This is a genomic window from Rhodococcus sp. JS3073, assembly GCF_026810085.1.
In the GTDB taxonomy this organism is placed as follows: Bacteria; Actinomycetota; Actinomycetes; order Mycobacteriales; family Mycobacteriaceae; genus Rhodococcus_F; species Rhodococcus_F wratislaviensis.
In genome coordinates, this window is the sequence record NZ_CP113951.1 from 2,966,745 (window position 1) to 2,986,553 (window position 19,809).

The window sequence follows — 19,809 nt, forward strand, 5'->3', positions numbered from 1 at the left end:
GTTCCTGCGATAACACTAGAACCTGTTCCAGTCGTGTGCAATGATTCGTTCCACGACTGCGAGCACGCCTACCGGGCACGCTCCGGGGCCGGCCGGGGCCGACTCCGCGAATGCACCGCAGAGACTGGAACCTGTGCCAGATTTCAGCTGATTCCGCTCTCGGACTGGAGAGGTATTTCGATGCACATCACCTACACACCGCAGCAACAGCAGCTGCGGGAAGAGCTGCGCGCGTACTTCGCGAAGCTGATGACGCCGGAGCGTCGAGAGGCGCTGGCCGCCACCACCGGCGAATACGGCGAGGGCAATGTCTACCGCGAGGTCGTCGCCCAGATGGGCAAGGACGGCTGGCTGACGCTCGGGTGGCCCAAGGAGTACGGCGGCCAGGAACGGTCGGCCATGGAGCAGCTGATCTTCACGGATGAGGCCGCCATCGCCGGCGCCCCGGTCCCCTTCCTCACCATCAACTCGGTGGCGCCGACCATCATGCACTTCGGTACCCCCGAGCAGAAGTCGTTCTTCCTGCCCAGGATCTCGGCCGGCGAACTGCACTTCTCCATCGGCTACTCCGAGCCCGAAGCGGGCACCGACCTCGCCAGCCTGCGCACGACCGCCGTCAAGGACGGCGACGACTACGTCATCAACGGCCAGAAGATGTGGACGAGCCTGATCGCGTACGCCGACTACGTGTGGCTGGCGTGCCGCACCGATCCCGAAGCCAAGAAGCACAAGGGCATCAGCATGCTGATCGTCCCGACAACCGCCGAAGGCTTCTCGTACACCCCCGTCCACACGATGGCGGGTCCGGACACGAGCGCCACCTACTACCAGGACGTTCGGGTTCCGTCGTCCGCGCTGGTCGGCCCCGAGCACGGCGGGTGGGCGCTGATCACCAATCAGCTCAACCACGAGCGCGTTGCCCTGACGTCCGCCGGGCCGGTCCTCACCGCACAGCGTGAGGTGCGCGAATGGGCGCAGAACACCAAGTTGCCGGACGGCCGCCGCGTCATCGACCAGGAATGGGTGCAGATCAACCTGGCCCGGGTCCACGCCAAGGCCGAGTACCTCAAGTTGATGAATTGGGAGATCGCCTCGTCCACCGACCACGCGCCGGGCCCGGAAGCGGCGTCCGCCAACAAGGTCTACGGCACGGAGTTCGCCACGGAGGCGTACCGGCTGCTGATGGAGATCCTCGGACCTTCGGCCACGCTGCGGCAGAACTCCCCCGGGGTCCTGCTGCGCGGGCGACTCGAACGGATGCACCGGTCGTCGCTGATCCTCACGTTCGGCGGCGGAACCAACGAGGTGCAGCGCGACATCATCGCCATGACCGCCCTCGGCCTGCCCCCAGCGAAGCGTTAGGACTACGACAATGGACTTCACCCCCACCGAGGCCCAGCAGGATCTGGCCGGGCTCACCCACGGAATCGTCTCGGACCTCGTCACCAACGACCGGCTGCGCGAACTCGACAACGCGGACGACCGCCTCGATCGCCGGCTGTGGTCCGCACTCGCGTCGTCCGGCGTCCTGAGCGCCGCGCTGCCGGAGTCGGTGGGCGGCGACGGTTTCGGCGTCCTCGAGCAGTGCAGCATCCTCGTCGAGCTGGGCCGCGCCGTCGCGCCGGTTCCCTACCTGTCGTCGATCGTGATGGCGGCAGGCGCGATCGTGAAATACGGGACCGAACAGCAGCGTTCCGACTGGGGCACTCCGGCCGCGACTGGCGAGAAGATCCTCACCGTCGCGCTCGACGAGGAACTCAACGACACCCCGGGTGCGCCCGTCACGCGTGCCGAACGCGGCGCGGACGGCTGGACACTGGACGGCACCAAGATCGTGGTCGACGCGGCACCGTCCGCCGACCTCTTCCTGGTCCCGGCGACCACCCCGGACGGTGTGGCCGTCTTCCTCGTCCGCCCCGACGACGCCGGAGTGACCGTCACCCGCCAGCAGACCGTCGACCTGGCCAGCACCGGTGAGGTGACCCTCCACGGAGTGTCGCTGACCGAGGACCGCGTGCTCGGCGCCGTCGACCAGGGCGGCGAGATCGTCGACTGGCTCGTCGAGCGCGGCTCGCTCGGCGCCTGCGCATTTCAGTACGGCGTCCTCGACGAAGCTCTGAAACTCACCGCGGCCTACGCCCGCGAGCGGGTGCAGTTCGGTCGGCCCATCGGCAGTTTCCAGGCCGTGGCCCAGCGACTCGCCGACGGCTACATCGACGTGAAGGGCGTGCGGCTCACGCTGTGGCAGGCGGCGTGGCGGCTCAGCGAAGGCCTGCCCAGCGAAGGCGACATCCAGACCGCCAACTTCTGGGCGTCCGACGCCGGACACCGGATCGCCCACACCCTCGTCCACGTCCACGGAGGCGTCGGACTCGACGAAGACCACCCCGTGCACCGGTACTTCCTCGCCGCCAAGGCACTCGAGTTCCGGCTCGGTTCGGCCACGCAGCAGCTGCGGATCCTCGGCGCCGAACTGGCCACCGTCCCGGCATGACCGCCACGCTCGCGCGCACGGTATCGGACCTGTTCCTCGGCGTCTCGAAGTCCGACGCCCAGGGCCTGTACTTCGAGGACCGGTTCCTGTCGTGGTCCGAGCACGTGCGGGCGAGCCTGCGGCGCGCCGCGATCCTCGACGACCTGCTCGATGCGCAGCGGCCCCGGCACTTCGGTGTCCTGATGGACAACGTCCCCGAGTTCTCCCTCCTCGCCGGGGCGGCGGCGCTGTCCGGCGCCGTCCTCGTGGGGCTCAACACCACTCGGCGCGGGGAGGCGCTGGCCCGCGACATCGCGCTGGCCGACTGCCAGGTGGTCTTCACCGAATCCGGGCGGTCCGCGCTGCTGGACGGTCTCGATCCGGGTGTTCCCGTCGTCGACGTGGATTCGCCGGCATGGTCCGCCCTGCTCGCCGAGGAGCGTCCCGCATTCAGGCCGAGGGTCGCCGCCGCCGACGACCTGTTCATGCTCATCTTCACGTCCGGCACGAGCGGCGACCCGAAGGCGGTGCGCTGCACCCACGCGAAGATCACCGGCCCCGGCATCATGCTCGCCGAACGCTTCGGGTTGACCCCGGACGACGTCGTCTACATGTCGATGCCCATGTTCCATTCCAATGCCATGATGGCGGCATGGTCCGTGGCGCTCGCAGGACACAGCTCGATTGCGCTGCGACGCAAGTTCTCCGCATCCAACTTCCTGTCCGATGTGCGGAAGTTCGGCGTCACGTACGCCAACTACGTCGGAAAGCCGCTGTCGTATGTGCTGGCGACCCCCGAGATGCCCGACGACGCCGACAACACGCTGCGGGTCATGTACGGCAACGAGGGGTCCGCGCCCGCGGTCGCGGCGTTCTCGCACCGCTTCGGCACCGCGGTGGTCGACGGATTCGGCTCCACCGAGGGCGGTGTCGCCATCTCCGCCACCCCCGGGTCGCCATCGGGCTCGCTGGGCAGGCTCCCCGAGGGCATCGCGATCCTCGACCCCGAGACCGGCAACCCCTGCCCCCCGGCCGAATTCGATTCCGCCGGCCGGGTGCTCAACGCCGAGGTCGCGACCGGCGAACTCGTCAACGTCGCGGGGTCGGGGGCGTTCGCGGGTTACTACAACAATCCCGAGGCCGACGCCGAGCGGATCCGCGACGGCAAGTACTGGAGCGGCGACCTCGCCTACCGGGATGCCGACGGGTTCGTGTACTTCGCGGGACGCAGTTCCGGATGGTTGCGCGTCGACGGCGAGAACATCGGCTCGGCGCCCATCGAACGCATCCTGATGCGGTACGACGGCTTCGCCCAGGTGTCGGTGTACGCGGTGCCCGACCCCGACGTCGGGGACCGGGTGATGGCGGCCGTCGTCCCGACGCGTGACTTCGATCCGGTGGCCTTCACGAGTTTCCTCGACGCACAGTCCGATCTGGGGCCGAAGCAGCGCCCGAGCCTGATCCGGGTGTGTGCCGAGTTCCCGCGGACCGCCACGTTCAAGGTCCTCACCCGCGTGTTGAGCGCAGAGGCCGACAATTGCGCCGATCCGGTATGGGTCCGCGCCGGGTCCGCCTACTCCCGCACGTGAGTGGCAAAGTGTGCTGACGCACGCTTTGCCACTCACGTGCCTAGCGGAGCGTGTCGAGCCGAGACACCGCCGAGTCGAAGCCCTTGACGAGTTCGTCCATCACCTCGGCCACCGGACGGATCTCGTTCATCCGGCCCACGATCTGACCCACCGGCATCGCCACGACATCCGGGTTCTCGGACGCGGCGATCCGCTGATGCGCCTCGCTGACCAGCAGATTCTGCAGCGGCATCGGCAGCGGTGCCGGCGCGTCCGGCTTCGACCAGGCGTCGGTCCATTTGGTCTTGAGCAGCCGCGCGGGCTTACCCGAGTAGATCCGGGACCGTACTGTATCGGCGGACGTCGCACCGAGCAGGGCACGCTGGATCGCGGACGGCCCCTCGGACGACGCGCTGCCGAGTTTGTACTCGGAGGTGGTGAGCCAGTACGACCCCATCCACACCCCCGCCGCCCCCAGCGACAGCGCAGCGGCGACCTGACGGCCACTGCCGATACCACCGGCCGCGAGGACCGCGGCGGAATCACCGATGGCATCGACGATCTCGGGAATCAGCACCATCGACGCGATCTCACCGGTGTGCCCACCGGCCTCGTACCCCTGCGCGATGACGATGTCGACACCGTTCGCGACGTGCCTGCGCGCGTGCTCGACGGCGCCGGCCAGCGCCGCCACCGGAACGCCCTTCTCGTGGGCCTGGTCGATGACATCTTTCGGGGGCGAGCCGAGTGCGTTGGCGATCAACGCAATTCGATGATTCAGGGCGACGTCCACATGTGAGCGCGCCACCGAGTGCAGCCAGCCGAGCACGCCGGTCGCGTGTTCGGCACCCGAATCGAGCGGCGGCACCCCCAGCTCGGCCAGGGTCCGGTCGACGAACGCGCGGTGTTCCGCGGGGATCAGCGACTCGAGGTCCACCGACGTGCCCTCGGTCGGAACCTTGGCGGGCATCACGATGTCGACGCCGTACGGCTTGCCGTCGGTGTTCTCGTCCATCCACGACAGGACGGCTTCGAGTTCCTCGGGGTCGTTGAACCGGACGCAGCCGAGCACACCCAGACCACCGGCGCGGGAGATCGCCGCGGCCACGTGTTCGGAGGGAGTGAACCCGAAGACCGGGTACTCGATGCCGAACTTCTCGCTCAAACTCGTGTGCATTACGCGCCTTTGCTTTCGGGCGAACCGTTGCCGTTGTGGTCGTCGGCCGGACGGGTCTCGGTCTGTTCCTTGGCCCAGCGGTAGTCGGGCTTACCCGCAGGCGAACGCTTGATCTCGTCGACGAACCAGAGGCTGCGCGGAACCTTGTATCCCGCAATCTCCTTGCGTGCCGCGTCGGCGATCTCGTGCAGGCCCGGACGCACCCCACCCCGGGTCTGGATGACGGCGGCGACACGCTGGCCGAAGCGTTCGTCGGGAATACCGACCACGAGGGCGTCGAAGACGTCGGGATGCGACTTGAGTGCGCCCTCGACCTCCTCGGGGAAGATCTTCTCGCCGCCGCTGTTGATGGACACCGAGCCGCGGCCGAGCATCGTCACCGTGCCGTCCGCCTCCACCTGCGCGAAGTCGCCGGGGATGGAGTACCGAATGCCGTTGATCTCCTTGAACGTGGCCTTGGTCTTCTCTTCGTCCTTGTAGTAACCGATCGGGATGTGCCCCTTGCGCGCCAGGATGCCGACCACGCCGGACCCGGGCTCCACCGGGTTGCCGTCCTCGCCGAGGACGGACGTGGACGCGTCGATCTTCACCGTCGGGCCGCCGCCGTGCGAGTCGCCCTTCGCGACCACGCTGAGGCCGCCGAAACCGGTCTCGGACGAACCGATGGAGTCGGTGATCATCCGGTTGGGCAGCAGCTCGAGGTACTTCTCCTTGATGCTGGGCGAGAACAGCGCCGCCGAACTCGCCATGAGGAACAGCGTCGACAGGTCGTAGGGTTCGCCGCTCGCCTTGTCGCCCTCCACCAGCGCGTCGAGCATCGGGCGCGCCATCGCATCGCCGGTGATGAAGATGAGGTTGACCTTGTGCTGATCGACGATCCGCCACACGTCGTGGCCGTCGAATTCGGGGTGCATCACGCATTTTCCGCCGCCGAACAGACTCTGGAACACCGCCCACTGGCTGCCGCCGTGGATCATCGGCGGGATCGGGAAGCGGGTCATGCCGGGGCTCTCGGCGCCCAGCTTCGCGAGGTCCCACTCGTCCTCGACGTACTCACCGGTCATGAAGTTGATGCCGCCACCGAGAACCCGCCAGACGTCCTCGTGACGCCACATGACGCCCTTGGGCTTTCCGGTGGTACCACCGGTGTAAAGCATGTACAGGTCGTCGTTGCTGCGCTCGCCGAAGTCGCGGTCGGGGGAACCCTGCGCCAGCGCCGCCTCGTATTCGAGGCCCTCATAGGCGAGATCAGTGCCGTCCTCGACCACGACGGTGGTCTTCAGGAGCGGCGTCTCGGGGAGCACGTTCGCCACCTTGTCGGAGTAGCGGCGCTCGTGAACGAGCGCGACCATGTCCGAATTGTCGAAGATGTATTGCAACTCGTTCTCGATGTACCGGTAGTTGACGTTCACCATCACGGCACGGATCTTGAAGACCGCCACCATGGCCTCGATGGCCTCGATGGTGTTCCGGCAGTAGATGCCCACCTTGTCGCCGGGCTGGACACCCTGTTCGCGCAGGTAGTGGCCGAGGCGATTGGCCCTCTCCTCCATCTGCGCGTACGTCACTTCCCGATCGTCGGACACCAACGCGACGCGGTCCGGAACGAGGTCGATTGCGTGCTCTACGAGGTCTGCGATATTAAGGGCCACGTCAACAAAGTAGAACGTGTTACCGTTTCTGGCAAGACCCAATTTGAGAGCCAGCTCACACACCCTTCGGGAGACTTCAGTGTCCTCTACAACGACCGAGAAATCCGACATTTCGGCACAGTCGCCGCACTGCCTCGTGGAGAAGCGCGGGCACGTCCTCATCGTGACGATGAACCGTCCCGAGGCGAAGAACGCGCTGTCCGGCGAAATGATGGCGATCATGCGGGACGCGTGGGATCAGGTCGACTCCGACCCGGACATCCGGGTCGCCATCCTCACCGGCGCCGGCGGCGCATTCTGCGCGGGCGCCGACCTCAAGGCCATGACGTCGCAGCACCCCGGCGACTCGTTCTCCGGGGGCGGCTGGGATCTGTCCAAGATCGAGGCACTCCTCAAGGGGAGACGCCTCACCAAACCCCTCATCGCCGCGGTCGAGGGTCCCGCCATCGCCGGCGGCACCGAGATCCTGCAGGGCACCGACATCCGGGTCGCCGGAGAGAGCGCCAAATTCGGTGTCTCCGAAGCCAAATGGGGACTCTTTCCACTCGGCGGCTCCGCCGTGCGCCTCGTCCGGCAGATTCCGTACACCGTCGCAGCCGACATCCTGCTGACCGGACGGCACATCAAGGCCCCCGAGGCCAAGGAGATCGGCCTCATCGGACACGTCGTCCCCGACGGTCAGGCCCTCGACAAGGCCCTCGAACTCGCCGACCTCATCGCCGCCAACGGACCCCTCGCCGTCCAGGCGATCCTGAAGACCATCCGCGACACCGAAGGCATGCACGAGGAGGAGGCATTTCAGATCGACGCCGCCCTCGGCACCGAGGTCTTCAAGAGCGCCGACGCGAAGGAAGGTCCCCGCGCCTTCTCCGAAAAGCGTGCGCCGAAGTTCGAGGGTCGCTGACCCTTCGGTCCATCCCCCTTGTGCACGAACGGGACGCTCGTTGCGTCAGATCGAACGAGCGTCCCGTTCGTCCAGCACGCGGCTAGGGCAACATGCGAACATTCGGCCTCGGACGCGACGCGGCGAGCTCGAAGTGAGCCCGGAGGTCGGCGATCACCCGCTCCGGCTGGTCACGGACGGCGCTCGGCAGTGTCGGAAGCACGATGATGCCGGCGTTCTGCATTCGCGTCCGACGCTCCACGGTGTGCTTGTACTGCTGAGGCGCGAGGTGCCAATCGAGCGAGTCGATGTCCCAGGCGAACGCGACCTCGTCGATCCAACCGTCCAGCATCGCGATGAACCGTCCTTCGATATCGACGATCTTCCTGTTGAAGACCATCTCGGGAAGCCCACTGCGCAGCCACAACCGACGCGCATGCGCCTCTGAGACGGAGTGCACGTTGGCTGTCATTTCCCGCAGCACGATCCGCGGGATCGCGGATCCGCGACCACTGCCCGCCTCGAGTTCGACGACGAGCTCTTCCGCCGTGACCGCTCCGCGCTGGACGACTTCCGCGATCGTCGCCCGCGCCGCGTCGACGGTCGTGCACCTGCGCGCAGCATCGAGCAGTGCCCTCGGTAGTGGTGCGCAGGCGATATTTCCTCGCATGTCGGCATCGGGCATGCGCGACGTGCGCTCCACCTTGACGAATCCCGTCGACTGCACGCGACGATCGACCGCGACGAGCACGTCCACGTCACCGGAGTAGCTCCCGAAGCCGTGACACCTCAGGGCCGAGCGTCCTGTGACGAGCGAGTCGCGACCGCAGAACAGACGAGCTGCAAGCACTCTGTGTTGGAACGACGGCTGTCCGTTCTGGAGTAGGACGATTCCCGGCAGAAGCCGCTGCCACGGTCCACCGGACCGGCATCGCGCAGAGATCGTCGATCGGGCCAAACCGAGACGTTCCAGCTCCGACGTCCGGACGACGCCGGCCACTCCCACCTGATCGAGCAACTCCGGCCGCTGTCCCCAAATCCCCCGTCGCATCAGCTCATGCTGCCAGCGGGCGGTCCGTCACGACAGGCTGAATCTGCGCGCCTGTGGATAACTCACTTGCCCGCATCGAACGAACGGGACGCTCGTTCGATCTGACGCAACGAGCGTCCCGTTCGTCCGAAAAGGGGGAGTTGGCGCGGGGGGGTCAGCCGAGGACCGCCGCGGACAGTTCGCGGACGTGGTCGGCGTCGCGGCAGGACACGAGGAGCATGGTGACGCCGGCGTCGGCCCACCGTTTGACGTCGGCGCGGACTTCGTCGACGTTGCCGATGATCATGGTCTCGGTGACCATCTCGTCGGGGACGACGGCGGCGGCTTCGTCCTTGCGGCCTGCGCGGAAGAGGCGCCCGATTTCCTCGACCTGTTCGCCGTAGCCCATGCGGGTGTAGACCTGGGCGTGGAAGTTGAGTTCGGGGGCGCCCATGCCGCCGACGTACAGCGCGGTGATCGGTTTGAGGCCGGCGATGGCGGCGGCGCGGTCGTCGGTGACGATTACCTGACAGGTGGCCGCGACCTCGAAGTCTTCGCGGCTGCGACGGGCGCCGGGCCGGGCGAAGCCCTCGTCGAGCCATTCGTTGTACATGGGCGCGAGGCGGGGCGAGTAGTAGATGGCGAGCCAGCCGTCGGCGATCTCGGCGGTGAGCGCGACGTTCTTCGGACCTTCGGCGCCGAGCCAGATGGGGATGTCGGCCCGCAGCGGGTGGGTGATCGGCTTGAGCGGCTTCCCGAGACCGGTGCTGCCGGGTCCGGTGTAGGGCAGCGGGAAGTGCGGGCCGTCGCTGGTGACGGGTCCCTCCCGCGACAGCACTTTCCGGATGACGGAGACGTATTCGCGGGTGCGGGCGAGCGGTTTCGTGAACGGCTGCCCGTACCACCCCTCGACGACCTGGGGCCCGGACACGCCGAGCCCGAGGATCGCCCGGCCGCCGCTGAGGTGGTCGAGGGTGAGTGCGTGCATGGCGGTGCTGGTGGGTGTGCGCGCGGAGATCTGGACGACGGACGTGCCCAGGAGGACGCGTTCGGTGCTCGAACCCCACCAGGCGAGGGGGGTGAAGGCGTCGGAACCCCACGATTCGGCGGCGAAGACGGCGTCGAATCCCTCGGCTTCGGCCGCGGCGATCAACTCCGGGACATTCGCCGGTGGCTGTGCGCCCCAGTATCCCAGTTGCAACCCGAGCTTCATCGTGTGCCTCCGCATCGACCGTCGTCAGAAGTGACCCTTGCCACAAACACTAGAACCTGTTCTACTCGAAGTTGTGAGCATGGGAAAGAGCGCGGTGGCCGAAAAATTCTCGAACGAACCGTTGAGCGCCCCGCTGAAACTTCAATTCGACTACACCCGATCGGTGGGTCCGACCATCGGCGCCTTCGTGACCGCGCTGCGCGACCGCAAGGTCATCGGCGCCCGCGGCTCGGACGGACGCGTCTACGTCCCCCCGCCCGAGTTCGACCCGAACACCGCCGAACCTCTCACCGACTTCGTCGGGGTCTCCGACGCCGGGACCGTGGTGAGCTGGACGTGGATGCCGGAACCGATTGCCGGACAGCCACTCACCACGCCCTTCGCGTGGGCCCTGATCAAGCTCGACGGCGCGGACACGTCCCTCGTACACGCGGTGGACGTCCACTCTCCCGCCGCCATGAGCACGGGCATGCGGGTCCGGGCGCGATGGGCGCAGGAGCGGGTCGGGCGCATCCAGGACATCGTGTGCTTCGAGCCCGGGGAGTCGACGAACGAACCCGAGCCGTCCTCGGAGTCGGAACCGGTCACGATGGTCACGATGCCCATCGATCTCGACTACATGCACTCCGCCTCCGCCGAGGAGAGCTACTACCTCCGAGGGTTGAAGGCGGGCAAGCTGATCGGTGGCCGCACCGGACCGGACGGCAAGGTGTACATCCCGCCGCGCAGCGCCAACCCCACCGACGGCATCCCGACGAAGGAGCAGGTGGAACTGCCGGACAGGGGCATCGTCACCACGTTCTGCATCGTGAACGTCCCCTTCCTCGGACAGCGGATCAAGCCGCCGTACGTCGCCGCCTACGTGCTGCTCGACGGCGCGGACATCGCGTTTCTGCACCTGATCCTCGACTGCGACGCCGCCGACGTGCGGATGGGCATGCGCGTGGAGGCCAAGTGGAAACCGCGTGAGGAGTGGGGCTACACCCTCGAGAACATCGAGTACTTCAGGCCGACGGGCGAGCCCGACGCCGAGTACGACACCTACAAACATCACCTGTAAGGGCGCGGCACAATGACAGATATCGCAGTCGTCGGGTTCGCGCACGCACCGCACGTGCGCGAGACCACCGGCACCACCAACGGCGTCGAGATGCTCGTTCCCTGCTTCCAGCAGCTGTACGAGGAGCTCGGAATCACCAAGTCCGACATCGGTTTCTGGTGTTCCGGGTCGTCGGACTACCTGGCCGGACGTTCGTTCTCCTTCATCTCCGCGGTCGACTCGATCGGTGCGGTTCCGCCGATCAACGAGTCGCACGTCGAGATGGATGCGGCGTGGGCGTTCTACGAGGCCTGGATCAAGATCATGACCGGCGAGGTCGACACCGCCCTCGTCTACGGCTTCGGCAAGTCGTCGGCGGGCAACCTCCGCAAGATCCTGTCGATGCAACTCGACCCCTACCTCGTCACGCCACTGGCCCTCGACTCCGTGTCGCTCGCCGGGTTGCAGGCCCGCCTCGGACTCGACGCCGGAAAGTGGACGGCCGAGGAGATGGCGGCCGTGGCCGCGCGCAGCCGGGCCGCGGCGGAGAGCAATCCGAACACCCAGCTGTCGGGGCACGTCGACATCAACGCGCTGCTCGCCAGCCCGTTCGTCGCGGATCCGTTGCGCGCCCACGACTGCGCACCGATCACGGACGGCGCCGCCGCCGTCGTGCTCGCCGCCGGCGACCGTGCCCGGGAGCTGTGCGAGCGGCCGGCGTGGATCACCGGGATCGAGCATCGGATCGATTCCCCGAACTTCGGCGCCCGCGACCTGACGGTCTCGCCGTCCACGACGGCCTCCGCCCGCGGTGCCACCGGAGGGGACGTCGGCGGAATCGACGTGGCCGAACTGCACGGACCGTTCACCCATCAGGAACTGATCCTCCGCGAGGCCATCGGACTGTCCGATGCGACGGTGATCAACCCGTCGGGCGGCCCGCTGAGCGGGAACCCGATGTTCGCCGCGGGTCTGGAACGCATAGGTTACGCAGCCAAGGCCATCATGGACGGCAACGCCGGGCGCACGCTGGCGCACGCTACGAGTGGTGCTGTGCTGCAACAGAATCTGGTCGCAGTCTTGGAGGGACGCAACTGATGGCGAATCAATTGGCCGCGGTGCTCGGCACCGGTCAGACGCACTACGTGGCGAAGCGGCACGACGTGTCCATGTCCGGACTGGTTCGCGAGGCGATCGACCGCGCGATGGAAGACGCGCGGGTGGGCTGGGACGACATCGACGCGGTGGTGATCGGGAAGGCCCCCGACCTGTTCGAGGGGTCGATGATGCCGGAACTCGCGATGTCGGACGCGCTGGGCGCCAACGGCAAACCACTCCTGCGCGTGCACACCGCAGGCTCGGTCGGCGGTTCGACCGCGGTGGTGGCGTCGAGCCTCGTGAAGTCGGGGGTGCACAAGCGGGTACTGACGGTGGCGTGGGAGAAGCAGTCCGAATCGAACGCCATGTGGGCGCTGTCCACCCCCATTCCGTTCCACATGCCGGTCGGCGCGGGCGCGGGCGGGTACTTCGCCCCGCATGTCCGCTCGTACATCCGGCGGTCGGGCGCACCCGATCACATCGGCGCGATGGTGGCGGTGAAGGACCGGTTGAACGGCAGCCTCAACCCGTACGCCCACCTCAGGCAACCCGACATCACGCTCGAGTCCGTGCAGGCCTCGCAGATGCTGTGGGACCCGATCCGCTACGACGAGACCTGCCCCTCCTCGGACGGCGCCTGCGCGCTGGTGATCGGCAACGAGGAGGCCGCCGAGCAGGTCATTGCGGACGGTCGTGAGGTGGCGTGGATTCACGCCACTGCGATGCGCACCGAGCCCACCACGTTCGCGGGACGCGACCAGGTGAATCCGCAGGCCGGCCGGGACGCCGCGGCCGCACTGTGGAAGGCAGCGGGCATCAAGGATCCGCTCGACGAGATCGACGTGGCCGAAATCTACGTCCCCTTCTCCTGGTTCGAACCGATGTGGCTCGAGAATTTGGGCTTCGTCTCGGAGGGCGAGGGCTGGAAACTCACCGAGGCGGGCGAGACGGCGATCGGCGGCCGGCTGCCGCTCAATGCGTCCGGCGGCGTCCTGTCGTCCAACCCCATCGGCGCCTCGGGCATGATCCGGTTCGCCGAGTCGGCGATGCAGGTCATGCACCGCGCCGGCGACCATCAGGTGAAGGACGCACGCAAGGCACTCGGCCACGCCTACGGCGGCGGTTCGCAGTACTTCTCGATGTGGGTGGTCGGTTCCGACCGGCCGAACAATTAGGAGCGGGACATCACCATGAAGTTCACCGTCGGCATCGCCATGAATCCCCTCGACCAACTGCCCGCTCTCGCGAAAACAGCGGAGGAGTGCGGATTCTCGTCCATCGCACTCCCCGACTCACTGTTCTTCATGGAGAAGCAGAGCGCCGACTACCCGTACACACCGGACGGCTCGCGGATGTGGAACGAGGAGACGCCGTGGGTGGATCCGCTGATCGCGGCGGCCGCGATGGGCGCGGTGACGTCGAAGATCGAGTTCTACACCCAGGTCCTCAAGCTCGGTTCCCGCAACCCGGTACTCCTCGCCCGTCAGGTCGGTTCGGTGGCCAACCTCATCGGTAACCGTTTCGGTTTCGGCGTCGGGATCGGCTGGGCACCGGAGGAATTCGAATGGTGCGGAGTTCCGTACGCGAAGCGCGGCGCGCGCGTCGACGAGATGATCGAGGTCATCAAACTGATCCTCGGCGGCGGGATGGTCGAGTATCACGGTGAGTTCTACGACTTCGACCGACTGCAGATGAGCCCGGCGCCGACGAAACCGGTGCCGTTCTACGTCGGCGGACACACCGACGTCGCGCTGCGCCGCGCCGCCCGGGTGGGCGACGGCTGGACGTCCGCGATGATCAAGTTCGACGATCTCGTCCAGGTCATCGCGCGATTGCGGGAACTCCGCGAGGAGTACGGCCGCGCCGATCTGCCGTACGAGATCCAGACCGTGTGCATCGACCGCTTCGGGAAGGACGGTTACGCCGAGTTGGCGGATGCCGGCGTGACCGACACGATCGTCGTCCCATGGGTTTTCGACGGCATCGGCTTCGACGGACCGCTCGAGGCCAAGCAGGAGTCGCTGCGCAAATTCGCCGACCAGTACATCGGATAGGGGTGTGGACATGACGACGACCGACCATCCCGCCCGCCTCGCCGGGCAGGCTTCCCGCGAGGCGGCCAGCGGCAGGCGCAAGGACGAGTGGCTTGCCCTGTTCGCCGAGGACGCCTGTGTCGAAGACCCGGTCGGCCCTTCGGGTTTCGACCCTGAGGGCAAGGGTCACCACGGACTCGACGCGATCTCCCGGTTCTACGACATGACGATCGCGACCACCGAATCGCTCGAGTTCCTCATCACCGATTCACTGGTGTGCGGGAACGAGAACGTGAACATCGGGACCATCCGGTCCACGGTGGCCGGATCCCAGATCGACGCCGAGGGCGTGTTCATCTACCGCGTGAACGAGGACGGCAAGATCACGTCCCTGCGGGCCTTCTGGGAGGTCGAGCGGGCGATGAAGACACTGCGCAAGGCCTGAACGCCCCGAATCACGTGCCGGCGTCGTCGATGTGCCGGACGAAGAGGATCCCGTCGAGCTCGCCGAGCCCGGCGGGGTCCAGCGGGAAGTACGTGGAGTTGCCCGACGGATCGGCACGCTTCTCCACATCTCCGATCCTGCGCGCCACCGGCGCGGCAGGCACGAGACAGCTCTCCCCGACCGCGAAGAGCCGATCCTCGAGGGTTCCGGGTGGCGGCTGCCCGATACCGTGACCCGGCGCCTCCCCGACGGCCGAACCGATGACCGTGTAGGCGTCGCCGAGCCGCACGTCCAGATGAGCGCCGGCGCACCACCAGTGCAGATGCAGTCCGGCGAGATCCCAGTGGGTTTCACCCTTCGACAGATGGCCGTTGTGAGCGAAGACGAACGTCGGGCCTCGATCGGCCTCCCTCTGCACCACCGCGGACAGGTTGTCCGCCATGAGGGTGTCGCGGATTCCCAGGAGCCGGGCGATGCGGCGTGGCGAGTTCTCAGCCATGCCTGCGTGATAACTGAGCAGGCAGGTCGCGACGCGACCGTGAAGCTCGGCCTCCCACACTTCGTCTCGCGTGCCGTCGGCCACGAGGCGGGGCGTCTGCGACGCGAGCAGGGTCATCAGGTCGTCGGCGATGAGGCGCAACTCGACGGCCTCGGGGGTGGTACCGACGGCCTGGGTCGGGTCCATCGCGACAGCCGGGTTGCTCCAGCGGTCGTCGTCGCCGATCAGCGCGGAGATCCTGTCCGGAGTGCAGGGCAGATCCTGCTCGTCGAGGTGGGTCCTCAGGTAGGTGTCGAGGAAGGTCAGGGCCTGCCTCGGGCTGTCCGCCGACGTCATCTCGATGGGGGCGTCGAATCCGGAGAATCGGAGTTGCTCGTCCGGTTCGCGCCGACGGTTGTATTCGGCCATCCATCCGATCAGGTCGCGGTTCGCCCAGGACTCACCGAAGCCGTGGCTGAAACCGCGCTCCATGACGTCGTCGAGTGGCCGACGGTCCGCACCCCGCACGAAAGAGTCGACGAGTAGCCCCTTCAGGCAACTGCTTTCGATCGCGATGGACCGGTAGCCCTCATGTTCGACGAGGAACCGGAACATCTGATTGCGGAGCAGCAGAAAGCTCTCCTCCCCGTGCATGGGCTCGCCGAACCCGAGCAGTCGGGGCACGGGGTCCAGGCGGCGGAGGAATGCGCCGAGGGCAGCGGTCACGCTCGGGTCCCCCGGTGCCGAGAAAACGGCACCCACGTCGCGGACGGTGGCCTGCACGGTCATGACCTGCTCCCACCTTCCTCGATCAGAAAGAGAACAGCGGCGTCGGAGAGGATGAGGGTGCCCTCCGACGCCGCTGAATCAGGGGGTCAGTGTATGACCGGGCAACCGCCTGACGCAGTCTTGTAATCGACCTGAAATTCCTTGATACCGTTGAGCCAGCCCGAGCGCAACCGCCGCGGATCTCCCAGCTTACTGATATCGGGCAGGTGATCCGCAATCGCATTGAAGATCAGGTCGATCTCGAGTCGCGCCAGGTTGGCGCCGAGGCAGAAGTGGGCGCCCGTTCCGCCGAATCCGACGTGCGGGTTGTTCTCCCGCATGATGTCGAACTTCTCCGGGTTCTCGAACGCGTCTTCGTCGAAATTCGCGGAGCCGTAGAGCATTACGACTCGTTGCCCCTTCTTGATCTGCACTCCGCCGAGTTCGGTGTCTTCCAGCGCGGTGCGCTGGAACGAGTTGACCGGAGTCGCCCACCGGACGATCTCGTCCGCCGCCGTCTTGGGACGCTCCTTCTTGTAGAGCTCCCACTGATCGGGATGGTCCAGGAACGCCATCATGCCGTGTGTGATGGCATTGCGCGTGGTCTCGTTGCCGGCGACCGCCAGCAGGATCACGAAGAAGCCGAATTCCTCGGGAGAAAGCTCATTTCCATCGATGTCCGCCTCGATCAGCGTCGTGACGATGTCTTCGGCGGGGCACTTCTTGCGCTCGTCCGCCATCTGGTACGCGTAGCCGAGGATCTCCATCGACGCGGCCTGCGGGTCGATGTCCAGTTCGGGGTCGTCGTAGCCCGTCATCTGGTTCGACCAGTCGAACACCTTCAGTCGATCCTCCTGCGGCACACCGAGCAGTTCGGCGATCGCCTGCAGAGGAAGCTCACACGCCACCTGGGTGACGAAGTCGCCGGCCCCCGATTCGGCGGCAGCCTTCACGATCTTCTCGGCGCGCTCGGTGAGTTCCTCGCGCAGGCTGTTGATTGCGCGGGGCGTGAAGCCGCGGGAGACGAGCTTGCGGAGCTTGGTGTGCTCGGGAGCGTCCTTGTTTATGAGGATGAAACGCTGCATCTCGATGTTCTCGCGCGGAATGTCGTCGGCGAAGCGCACGATCGCGGTGTTCTCATGCGTGGAGAAGACATCGCTGCGCCGCGACACCTCCTTGACGTCCTCGAGCTTGCTGACGACCCAGTAGCCGTCATCGTGGAAGCCACCGATCTCCGGCGGCTGCGGGTTCCACCAGATCGGGGCAGTCTTCCGCAGTTCGGCGAACTCCTGGTACGGGATGCGCTCTGCGTAGATGTCCGGGTCGGTGAAGTCGAAACCCTCTGGAAGATTGGGCTGCGCCACTGCTGTCTCCTGCCCTAAGCCATACACCACTCCGTGATGTGGAACACGTTCTACTAGCATTGAAGCACAAGCCGGGCGACTAGCAAAGGAAAGCTCATTCAGACCTTGCCCGGATAGCAGAACCTGTTCTATTTTCTGAGAACAAGGAAAGGAGCCCACCGTGGGCACACCAGTAATCGTCGAAGCAGTACGCACCCCGATCGGAAAGCGCGGTGGCTGGCTCGCCGGATTGCACGCCGCCGAGATCCTCGGTGCCGCTCAGCGGGGCATCCTCGACCGCTCCGGCATCGACCCCGAACTGGTGGAGCAGGTGATCGGTGGATGCGTCACCCAGGCGGGCGCGCAGTCGAACAACATCACCCGGACCGCGTGGCTGCACGCCGGACTGCCCTGGCAGGTCGGCGCCACCACGATCGACTGCCAGTGCGGCTCCGCGCAGCAGGCCAACCACCTGATCGCGGGATTGATCGCCACCGACGCGATCGACGTCGGAATCGCCTGCGGCATCGAAGCGATGAGCCAGGTGCCGCTCGGGGCGAACGTCGGCGAGAACGCCGGGCCGCGCAGGCCCTCGGACTGGGACATCGACATGCCCAACCAGTTCGAGGCCGCCGAGCGCATCGCCCGTCGCCGCGGAATCACCCGCGCGGACGTCGAGGCTCTCGGAGTCCGTTCGCAGGCACGCGCCAAGCAGGCGTGGGACGAAGGGCGTTTCGACCGGGAAGTGTTGCACGTGACCGCACCCGTGGTGGACAAGGAAGGCAACCTCACCGGGGAGACCCGGGTCGTGACGCGCGATCAGGGATTGCGCGATACCACCGCGGAGTCGCTCGCCAAGCTGAAGCCCGTCCTCGAGGGCGGCATCCACACGGCGGGCACGTCCTCGCAGATCTCCGACGGGGCCGCCGCCGTCATGCTGATGGACGAGGCCAGGGCGCGTGCTCTCGGCCTGACGCCCCGGGCCCGCATCGTCTCCCAGGCGCTGGTCGGCTCCGAACCCGAATTCCACCTCGACGGGCCCGTCCAGGCCACGGCGCGCGTCCTCGAACGCAGCGGCATGAAGATCGGCGACCTGGACCTGTTCGAGGTGAACGAGGCCTTCGCCTCGGTGCTGCTGTCGTGGGCGTCGGTGCACGAGCCCGACATGGACAGGGTCAACGTCAACGGCGGTGCGCTCGCACTCGGACATCCCGTGGGCAGCACCGGGTCTCGACTCATCACCACCGCGCTGCACGAACTCGAGCGCACCGACGGATCGACGGCACTGATCACGATGTGCGCCGGCGGGGCGCTCGCCACCGGCACCATCATCGAGCGGATCTAGGATCCGCTGATGAATGCGCCCGCCGCCGCCCGACCGCCCGGCCTCGACTCGAAGTGGACGGTCTCCTTCATCAAGTGGATGTCGAAGGTCAACGTCGTGCTGTACCGGCGGACGGGCGGGCGACTGGGCAGCAAGTGGCGGGTCGGCAGCGCCTTCCCCCGCGGGTTGCCTGTCTGCCTGCTCACCACCACCGGACGGAAGAGCGGCGAGCCGCGGATCAGCCCGCTGCTGTTCCTCGAGGACGGTGACCGCATCATCCTCGTCGCCTCGCAGGGCGGCCTGCCGAAGCACCCGATGTGGTACCTCAACCTGCGCGCGAACCCCGAGGTGACCGTCCAGGTGAAGTCGCGGGTGCGGCCGATGACCGCCCACGTGGCACACCCCGAGGAACGCGCGCGCCTGTGGCCGCGGCTCGTCGACATGTACCCGGATTTCGAGAATTACCAGGCCTGGACGGACCGCACGATCCCCGTCGTGGTCTGCACTCCCCGATAGAGCTTGTATGTACCGCCGGGTAACGGGTGCCATGTCGGAGGACTTCTTGCAGTATTGACGCGTACGGACTTGTACGACGGCCGAGGGCGAGGAATTGCAGACATGAGTACACAGGTTCAAGATCGGATACACGACCGTCGAGAGCTCACCGCGGTCCTGCTGCGTGCACTCGAGCGGCGCCACGAGGTGCTCGACGCCATCGTCGACAGCGAGGACCACGCCGAGGCCCTCACGACCGTCGCCGGGCTTCTCGACACCTCCGAGGCGTACGCGGAAGCCGTCCTCAACCTGACGTTCCGCCGCCTCACCAAGGTCGAACGGCTCCGTATCCAGACGGAATTGAAGGACCTCGACGCCACCCTCGAGTGGACGTCGACGGACCGGCCGGCGAGCACCGGGCGGAACTTCCGCCTCCGTCCGTTCACCGAATCCGACGAAGATGCCGAACTGTTCCGGCGCCGCTGCGGCGAGCAGGTCGACGACGCGGGCACGCAGTGGTCCGAGGAGCGGGTCGAGAAGGAACGCACGGAAGGCCTGAGCCGTGTCGACGACGAGTCCGCCGCCTGGTTCGTGTGTGAGGACACCGCGGAGAACACGGCCGTCGGCATGGTGTTCGGCGAATTATCGGGTCGCGAGGTCGACGTGGCCATCTGGATCTCCCCCGACGCCAGGAAGAAGGGCTACGGCACCGCGGCCGTGAAGCACAGCCGCCAGGAACTCGCCGCGGAATTCCCGGGAACGGTCCTGGTCGTCCGCGCTCCCGCCTGAC

The 19,809-nt window shown here is 66.8% G+C and carries 18 protein-coding genes; 12 read left to right on the forward strand and 6 right to left on the reverse strand.

The window, feature by feature from the left end; translation table 11 throughout:
* Positions 1–180: 180 nt before the first annotated feature.
* The 3 genes from OYT95_RS13285 to OYT95_RS13295 are packed head-to-tail and all read left to right on the forward strand — an operon-like array spanning position 181 to position 4,062.
* Positions 181–1,362 (forward strand): acyl-CoA dehydrogenase family protein, encoded by a 1,182-nt coding sequence (locus OYT95_RS13285; RefSeq protein ID WP_037241593.1) that lies wholly within the window; start codon positions 181–183, stop codon positions 1,360–1,362.
* Positions 1,363–1,372: 10 nt separating this feature from the next.
* The gene (locus OYT95_RS13290; RefSeq protein ID WP_268791665.1) at positions 1,373–2,494 is read left to right on the forward strand and encodes an acyl-CoA dehydrogenase family protein; all 1,122 of its coding nucleotides are present in this window, start codon (positions 1,373–1,375) and stop codon (positions 2,492–2,494) included.
* Positions 2,491–4,062, forward strand: coding sequence for a long-chain-fatty-acid--CoA ligase (locus tag OYT95_RS13295; RefSeq protein WP_268791666.1), 1,572 nt, complete (start codon positions 2,491–2,493; stop codon positions 4,060–4,062). Before OYT95_RS13290 ends, OYT95_RS13295 begins: the two co-directional genes overlap by 4 nt.
* A 40-nt stretch (positions 4,063–4,102) precedes the next feature.
* On the opposite strand, the gene OYT95_RS13300 is transcribed toward OYT95_RS13295, so the two are convergent.
* A complete protein-coding gene (locus tag OYT95_RS13300) occupies positions 4,103–5,218 on the reverse strand; it encodes an NAD(P)H-dependent flavin oxidoreductase (RefSeq protein WP_268791668.1) in 1,116 nt (371 codons plus the stop codon).
* Positions 5,218–6,870, reverse strand: coding sequence for an acyl-CoA synthetase (locus OYT95_RS13305; protein WP_037241603.1), 1,653 nt, complete (start codon positions 6,868–6,870; stop codon positions 5,218–5,220). The genes OYT95_RS13300 and OYT95_RS13305 overlap by 1 nt, the downstream gene beginning before the upstream one ends.
* Positions 6,871–6,949: 79 nt before the next feature.
* Between OYT95_RS13305 and OYT95_RS13310 the strand changes: the two genes are divergently transcribed.
* Positions 6,950–7,774: a crotonase/enoyl-CoA hydratase family protein gene (locus OYT95_RS13310; protein ID WP_037241611.1), complete on the forward strand. Its 825-nt coding sequence runs from the start codon at positions 6,950–6,952 to the stop codon at positions 7,772–7,774.
* Positions 7,775–7,856: 82 nt separating this feature from the next.
* Here OYT95_RS13310 and OYT95_RS13315 read toward each other — a convergent pair whose 3' ends face one another.
* Complete coding sequence (locus OYT95_RS13315) at positions 7,857–8,804, reverse strand: hypothetical protein (protein WP_268791670.1); 948 nt, start codon at positions 8,802–8,804, stop codon at positions 7,857–7,859.
* 154 nt (positions 8,805–8,958) lie between these two features.
* Positions 8,959–9,996: an LLM class F420-dependent oxidoreductase gene (locus OYT95_RS13320; RefSeq protein ID WP_268791671.1), complete on the reverse strand. Its 1,038-nt coding sequence runs from the start codon at positions 9,994–9,996 to the stop codon at positions 8,959–8,961.
* Between the two features lie 79 nt (positions 9,997–10,075).
* Here OYT95_RS13320 and OYT95_RS13325 point away from each other — a divergent pair, with 79 nt between their 5' ends.
* Genes OYT95_RS13325 through OYT95_RS13345 form a run of 5 tightly spaced genes read left to right on the forward strand, consistent with a single transcriptional unit; the run spans position 10,076 to position 14,611 of the window.
* Positions 10,076–11,056, forward strand: coding sequence for a Zn-ribbon domain-containing OB-fold protein (locus tag OYT95_RS13325; RefSeq protein WP_268792240.1), 981 nt, complete (start codon positions 10,076–10,078; stop codon positions 11,054–11,056).
* Between the two features lie 12 nt (positions 11,057–11,068).
* Positions 11,069–12,133 carry a thiolase domain-containing protein gene (locus OYT95_RS13330; RefSeq protein WP_037241620.1) on the forward strand — a complete coding sequence of 355 codons (1,065 nt, stop codon included), beginning with the start codon at positions 11,069–11,071 and terminating at the stop codon, positions 12,131–12,133.
* Positions 12,133–13,308, forward strand: coding sequence for a thiolase domain-containing protein (locus OYT95_RS13335; protein WP_268791672.1), 1,176 nt, complete (start codon positions 12,133–12,135; stop codon positions 13,306–13,308). The genes OYT95_RS13330 and OYT95_RS13335 overlap by 1 nt, the downstream gene beginning before the upstream one ends.
* A gap of 15 nt (positions 13,309–13,323) precedes the next feature.
* Positions 13,324–14,187 carry a TIGR03619 family F420-dependent LLM class oxidoreductase gene (locus OYT95_RS13340; protein WP_268791673.1) on the forward strand — a complete coding sequence of 288 codons (864 nt, stop codon included), beginning with the start codon at positions 13,324–13,326 and terminating at the stop codon, positions 14,185–14,187.
* Positions 14,188–14,197: 10 nt separating this feature from the next.
* Positions 14,198–14,611 carry a nuclear transport factor 2 family protein gene (locus OYT95_RS13345; RefSeq protein WP_268791674.1) on the forward strand — a complete coding sequence of 138 codons (414 nt, stop codon included), beginning with the start codon at positions 14,198–14,200 and terminating at the stop codon, positions 14,609–14,611.
* A 10-nt stretch (positions 14,612–14,621) separates the two neighbouring features.
* Here OYT95_RS13345 and OYT95_RS13350 read toward each other — a convergent pair whose 3' ends face one another.
* Positions 14,622–15,878 (reverse strand): erythromycin esterase family protein, encoded by a 1,257-nt coding sequence (locus OYT95_RS13350; RefSeq protein WP_268791675.1) that lies wholly within the window; start codon positions 15,876–15,878, stop codon positions 14,622–14,624.
* Between the two features lie 86 nt (positions 15,879–15,964).
* Complete coding sequence (locus OYT95_RS13355; protein WP_037241633.1) at positions 15,965–17,221, reverse strand: cytochrome P450; 1,257 nt, start codon at positions 17,219–17,221, stop codon at positions 15,965–15,967.
* A gap of 160 nt (positions 17,222–17,381) precedes the next feature.
* Here OYT95_RS13355 and OYT95_RS13360 point away from each other — a divergent pair, with 160 nt between their 5' ends.
* The 3 genes from OYT95_RS13360 (at position 17,382) to OYT95_RS13370 (ending at position 19,808) form a co-directional block, all read left to right on the forward strand.
* Positions 17,382–18,545: a steroid 3-ketoacyl-CoA thiolase gene (locus OYT95_RS13360; RefSeq protein WP_268791676.1), complete on the forward strand. Its 1,164-nt coding sequence runs from the start codon at positions 17,382–17,384 to the stop codon at positions 18,543–18,545.
* Between the two features lie 9 nt (positions 18,546–18,554).
* Entirely contained in the window at positions 18,555–19,040 is a 486-nt protein-coding gene (locus tag OYT95_RS13365; protein ID WP_268791677.1) for a nitroreductase family deazaflavin-dependent oxidoreductase, read from the forward strand.
* A 102-nt stretch (positions 19,041–19,142) separates the two neighbouring features.
* The gene (locus OYT95_RS13370; RefSeq protein ID WP_268791678.1) at positions 19,143–19,808 is read left to right on the forward strand and encodes a GNAT family N-acetyltransferase; all 666 of its coding nucleotides are present in this window, start codon (positions 19,143–19,145) and stop codon (positions 19,806–19,808) included.
* Position 19,809: the final 1 nt, after the last annotated feature.

What these genes read in the sequence shown, in the direction of transcription:
- OYT95_RS13285 (WP_037241593.1), top strand. Translation starts at nt 181, where the DNA reads ATGCACATCACCTACACACCGCAGCAACAGCAGCTGCGGGAAGAGCTG.
- OYT95_RS13290 (WP_268791665.1), top strand. Translation starts at nt 1,373, where the DNA reads ATGGACTTCACCCCCACCGAGGCCCAGCAGGATCTGGCCGGGCTCACC.
- OYT95_RS13295 (WP_268791666.1), top strand. Translation starts at nt 2,491, where the DNA reads ATGACCGCCACGCTCGCGCGCACGGTATCGGACCTGTTCCTCGGCGTC.
- OYT95_RS13300 (WP_268791668.1), bottom strand. Translation starts at nt 5,218, where the DNA reads ATGCACACGAGTTTGAGCGAGAAGTTCGGCATCGAGTACCCGGTCTTC.
- OYT95_RS13315 (WP_268791670.1), bottom strand. Translation starts at nt 8,804, where the DNA reads ATGCGACGGGGGATTTGGGGACAGCGGCCGGAGTTGCTCGATCAGGTG.
- OYT95_RS13320 (WP_268791671.1), bottom strand. Translation starts at nt 9,996, where the DNA reads ATGAAGCTCGGGTTGCAACTGGGATACTGGGGCGCACAGCCACCGGCG.
- OYT95_RS13325 (WP_268792240.1), top strand. Translation starts at nt 10,076, where the DNA reads ATGGGAAAGAGCGCGGTGGCCGAAAAATTCTCGAACGAACCGTTGAGC.
- OYT95_RS13330 (WP_037241620.1), top strand. Translation starts at nt 11,069, where the DNA reads ATGACAGATATCGCAGTCGTCGGGTTCGCGCACGCACCGCACGTGCGC.
- OYT95_RS13335 (WP_268791672.1), top strand. Translation starts at nt 12,133, where the DNA reads ATGGCGAATCAATTGGCCGCGGTGCTCGGCACCGGTCAGACGCACTAC.
- OYT95_RS13340 (WP_268791673.1), top strand. Translation starts at nt 13,324, where the DNA reads ATGAAGTTCACCGTCGGCATCGCCATGAATCCCCTCGACCAACTGCCC.
- OYT95_RS13345 (WP_268791674.1), top strand. Translation starts at nt 14,198, where the DNA reads ATGACGACGACCGACCATCCCGCCCGCCTCGCCGGGCAGGCTTCCCGC.
- OYT95_RS13350 (WP_268791675.1), bottom strand. Translation starts at nt 15,878, where the DNA reads ATGACCGTGCAGGCCACCGTCCGCGACGTGGGTGCCGTTTTCTCGGCA.
- OYT95_RS13365 (WP_268791677.1), top strand. Translation starts at nt 18,555, where the DNA reads ATGAATGCGCCCGCCGCCGCCCGACCGCCCGGCCTCGACTCGAAGTGG.
- OYT95_RS13370 (WP_268791678.1), top strand. Translation starts at nt 19,143, where the DNA reads ATGAGTACACAGGTTCAAGATCGGATACACGACCGTCGAGAGCTCACC.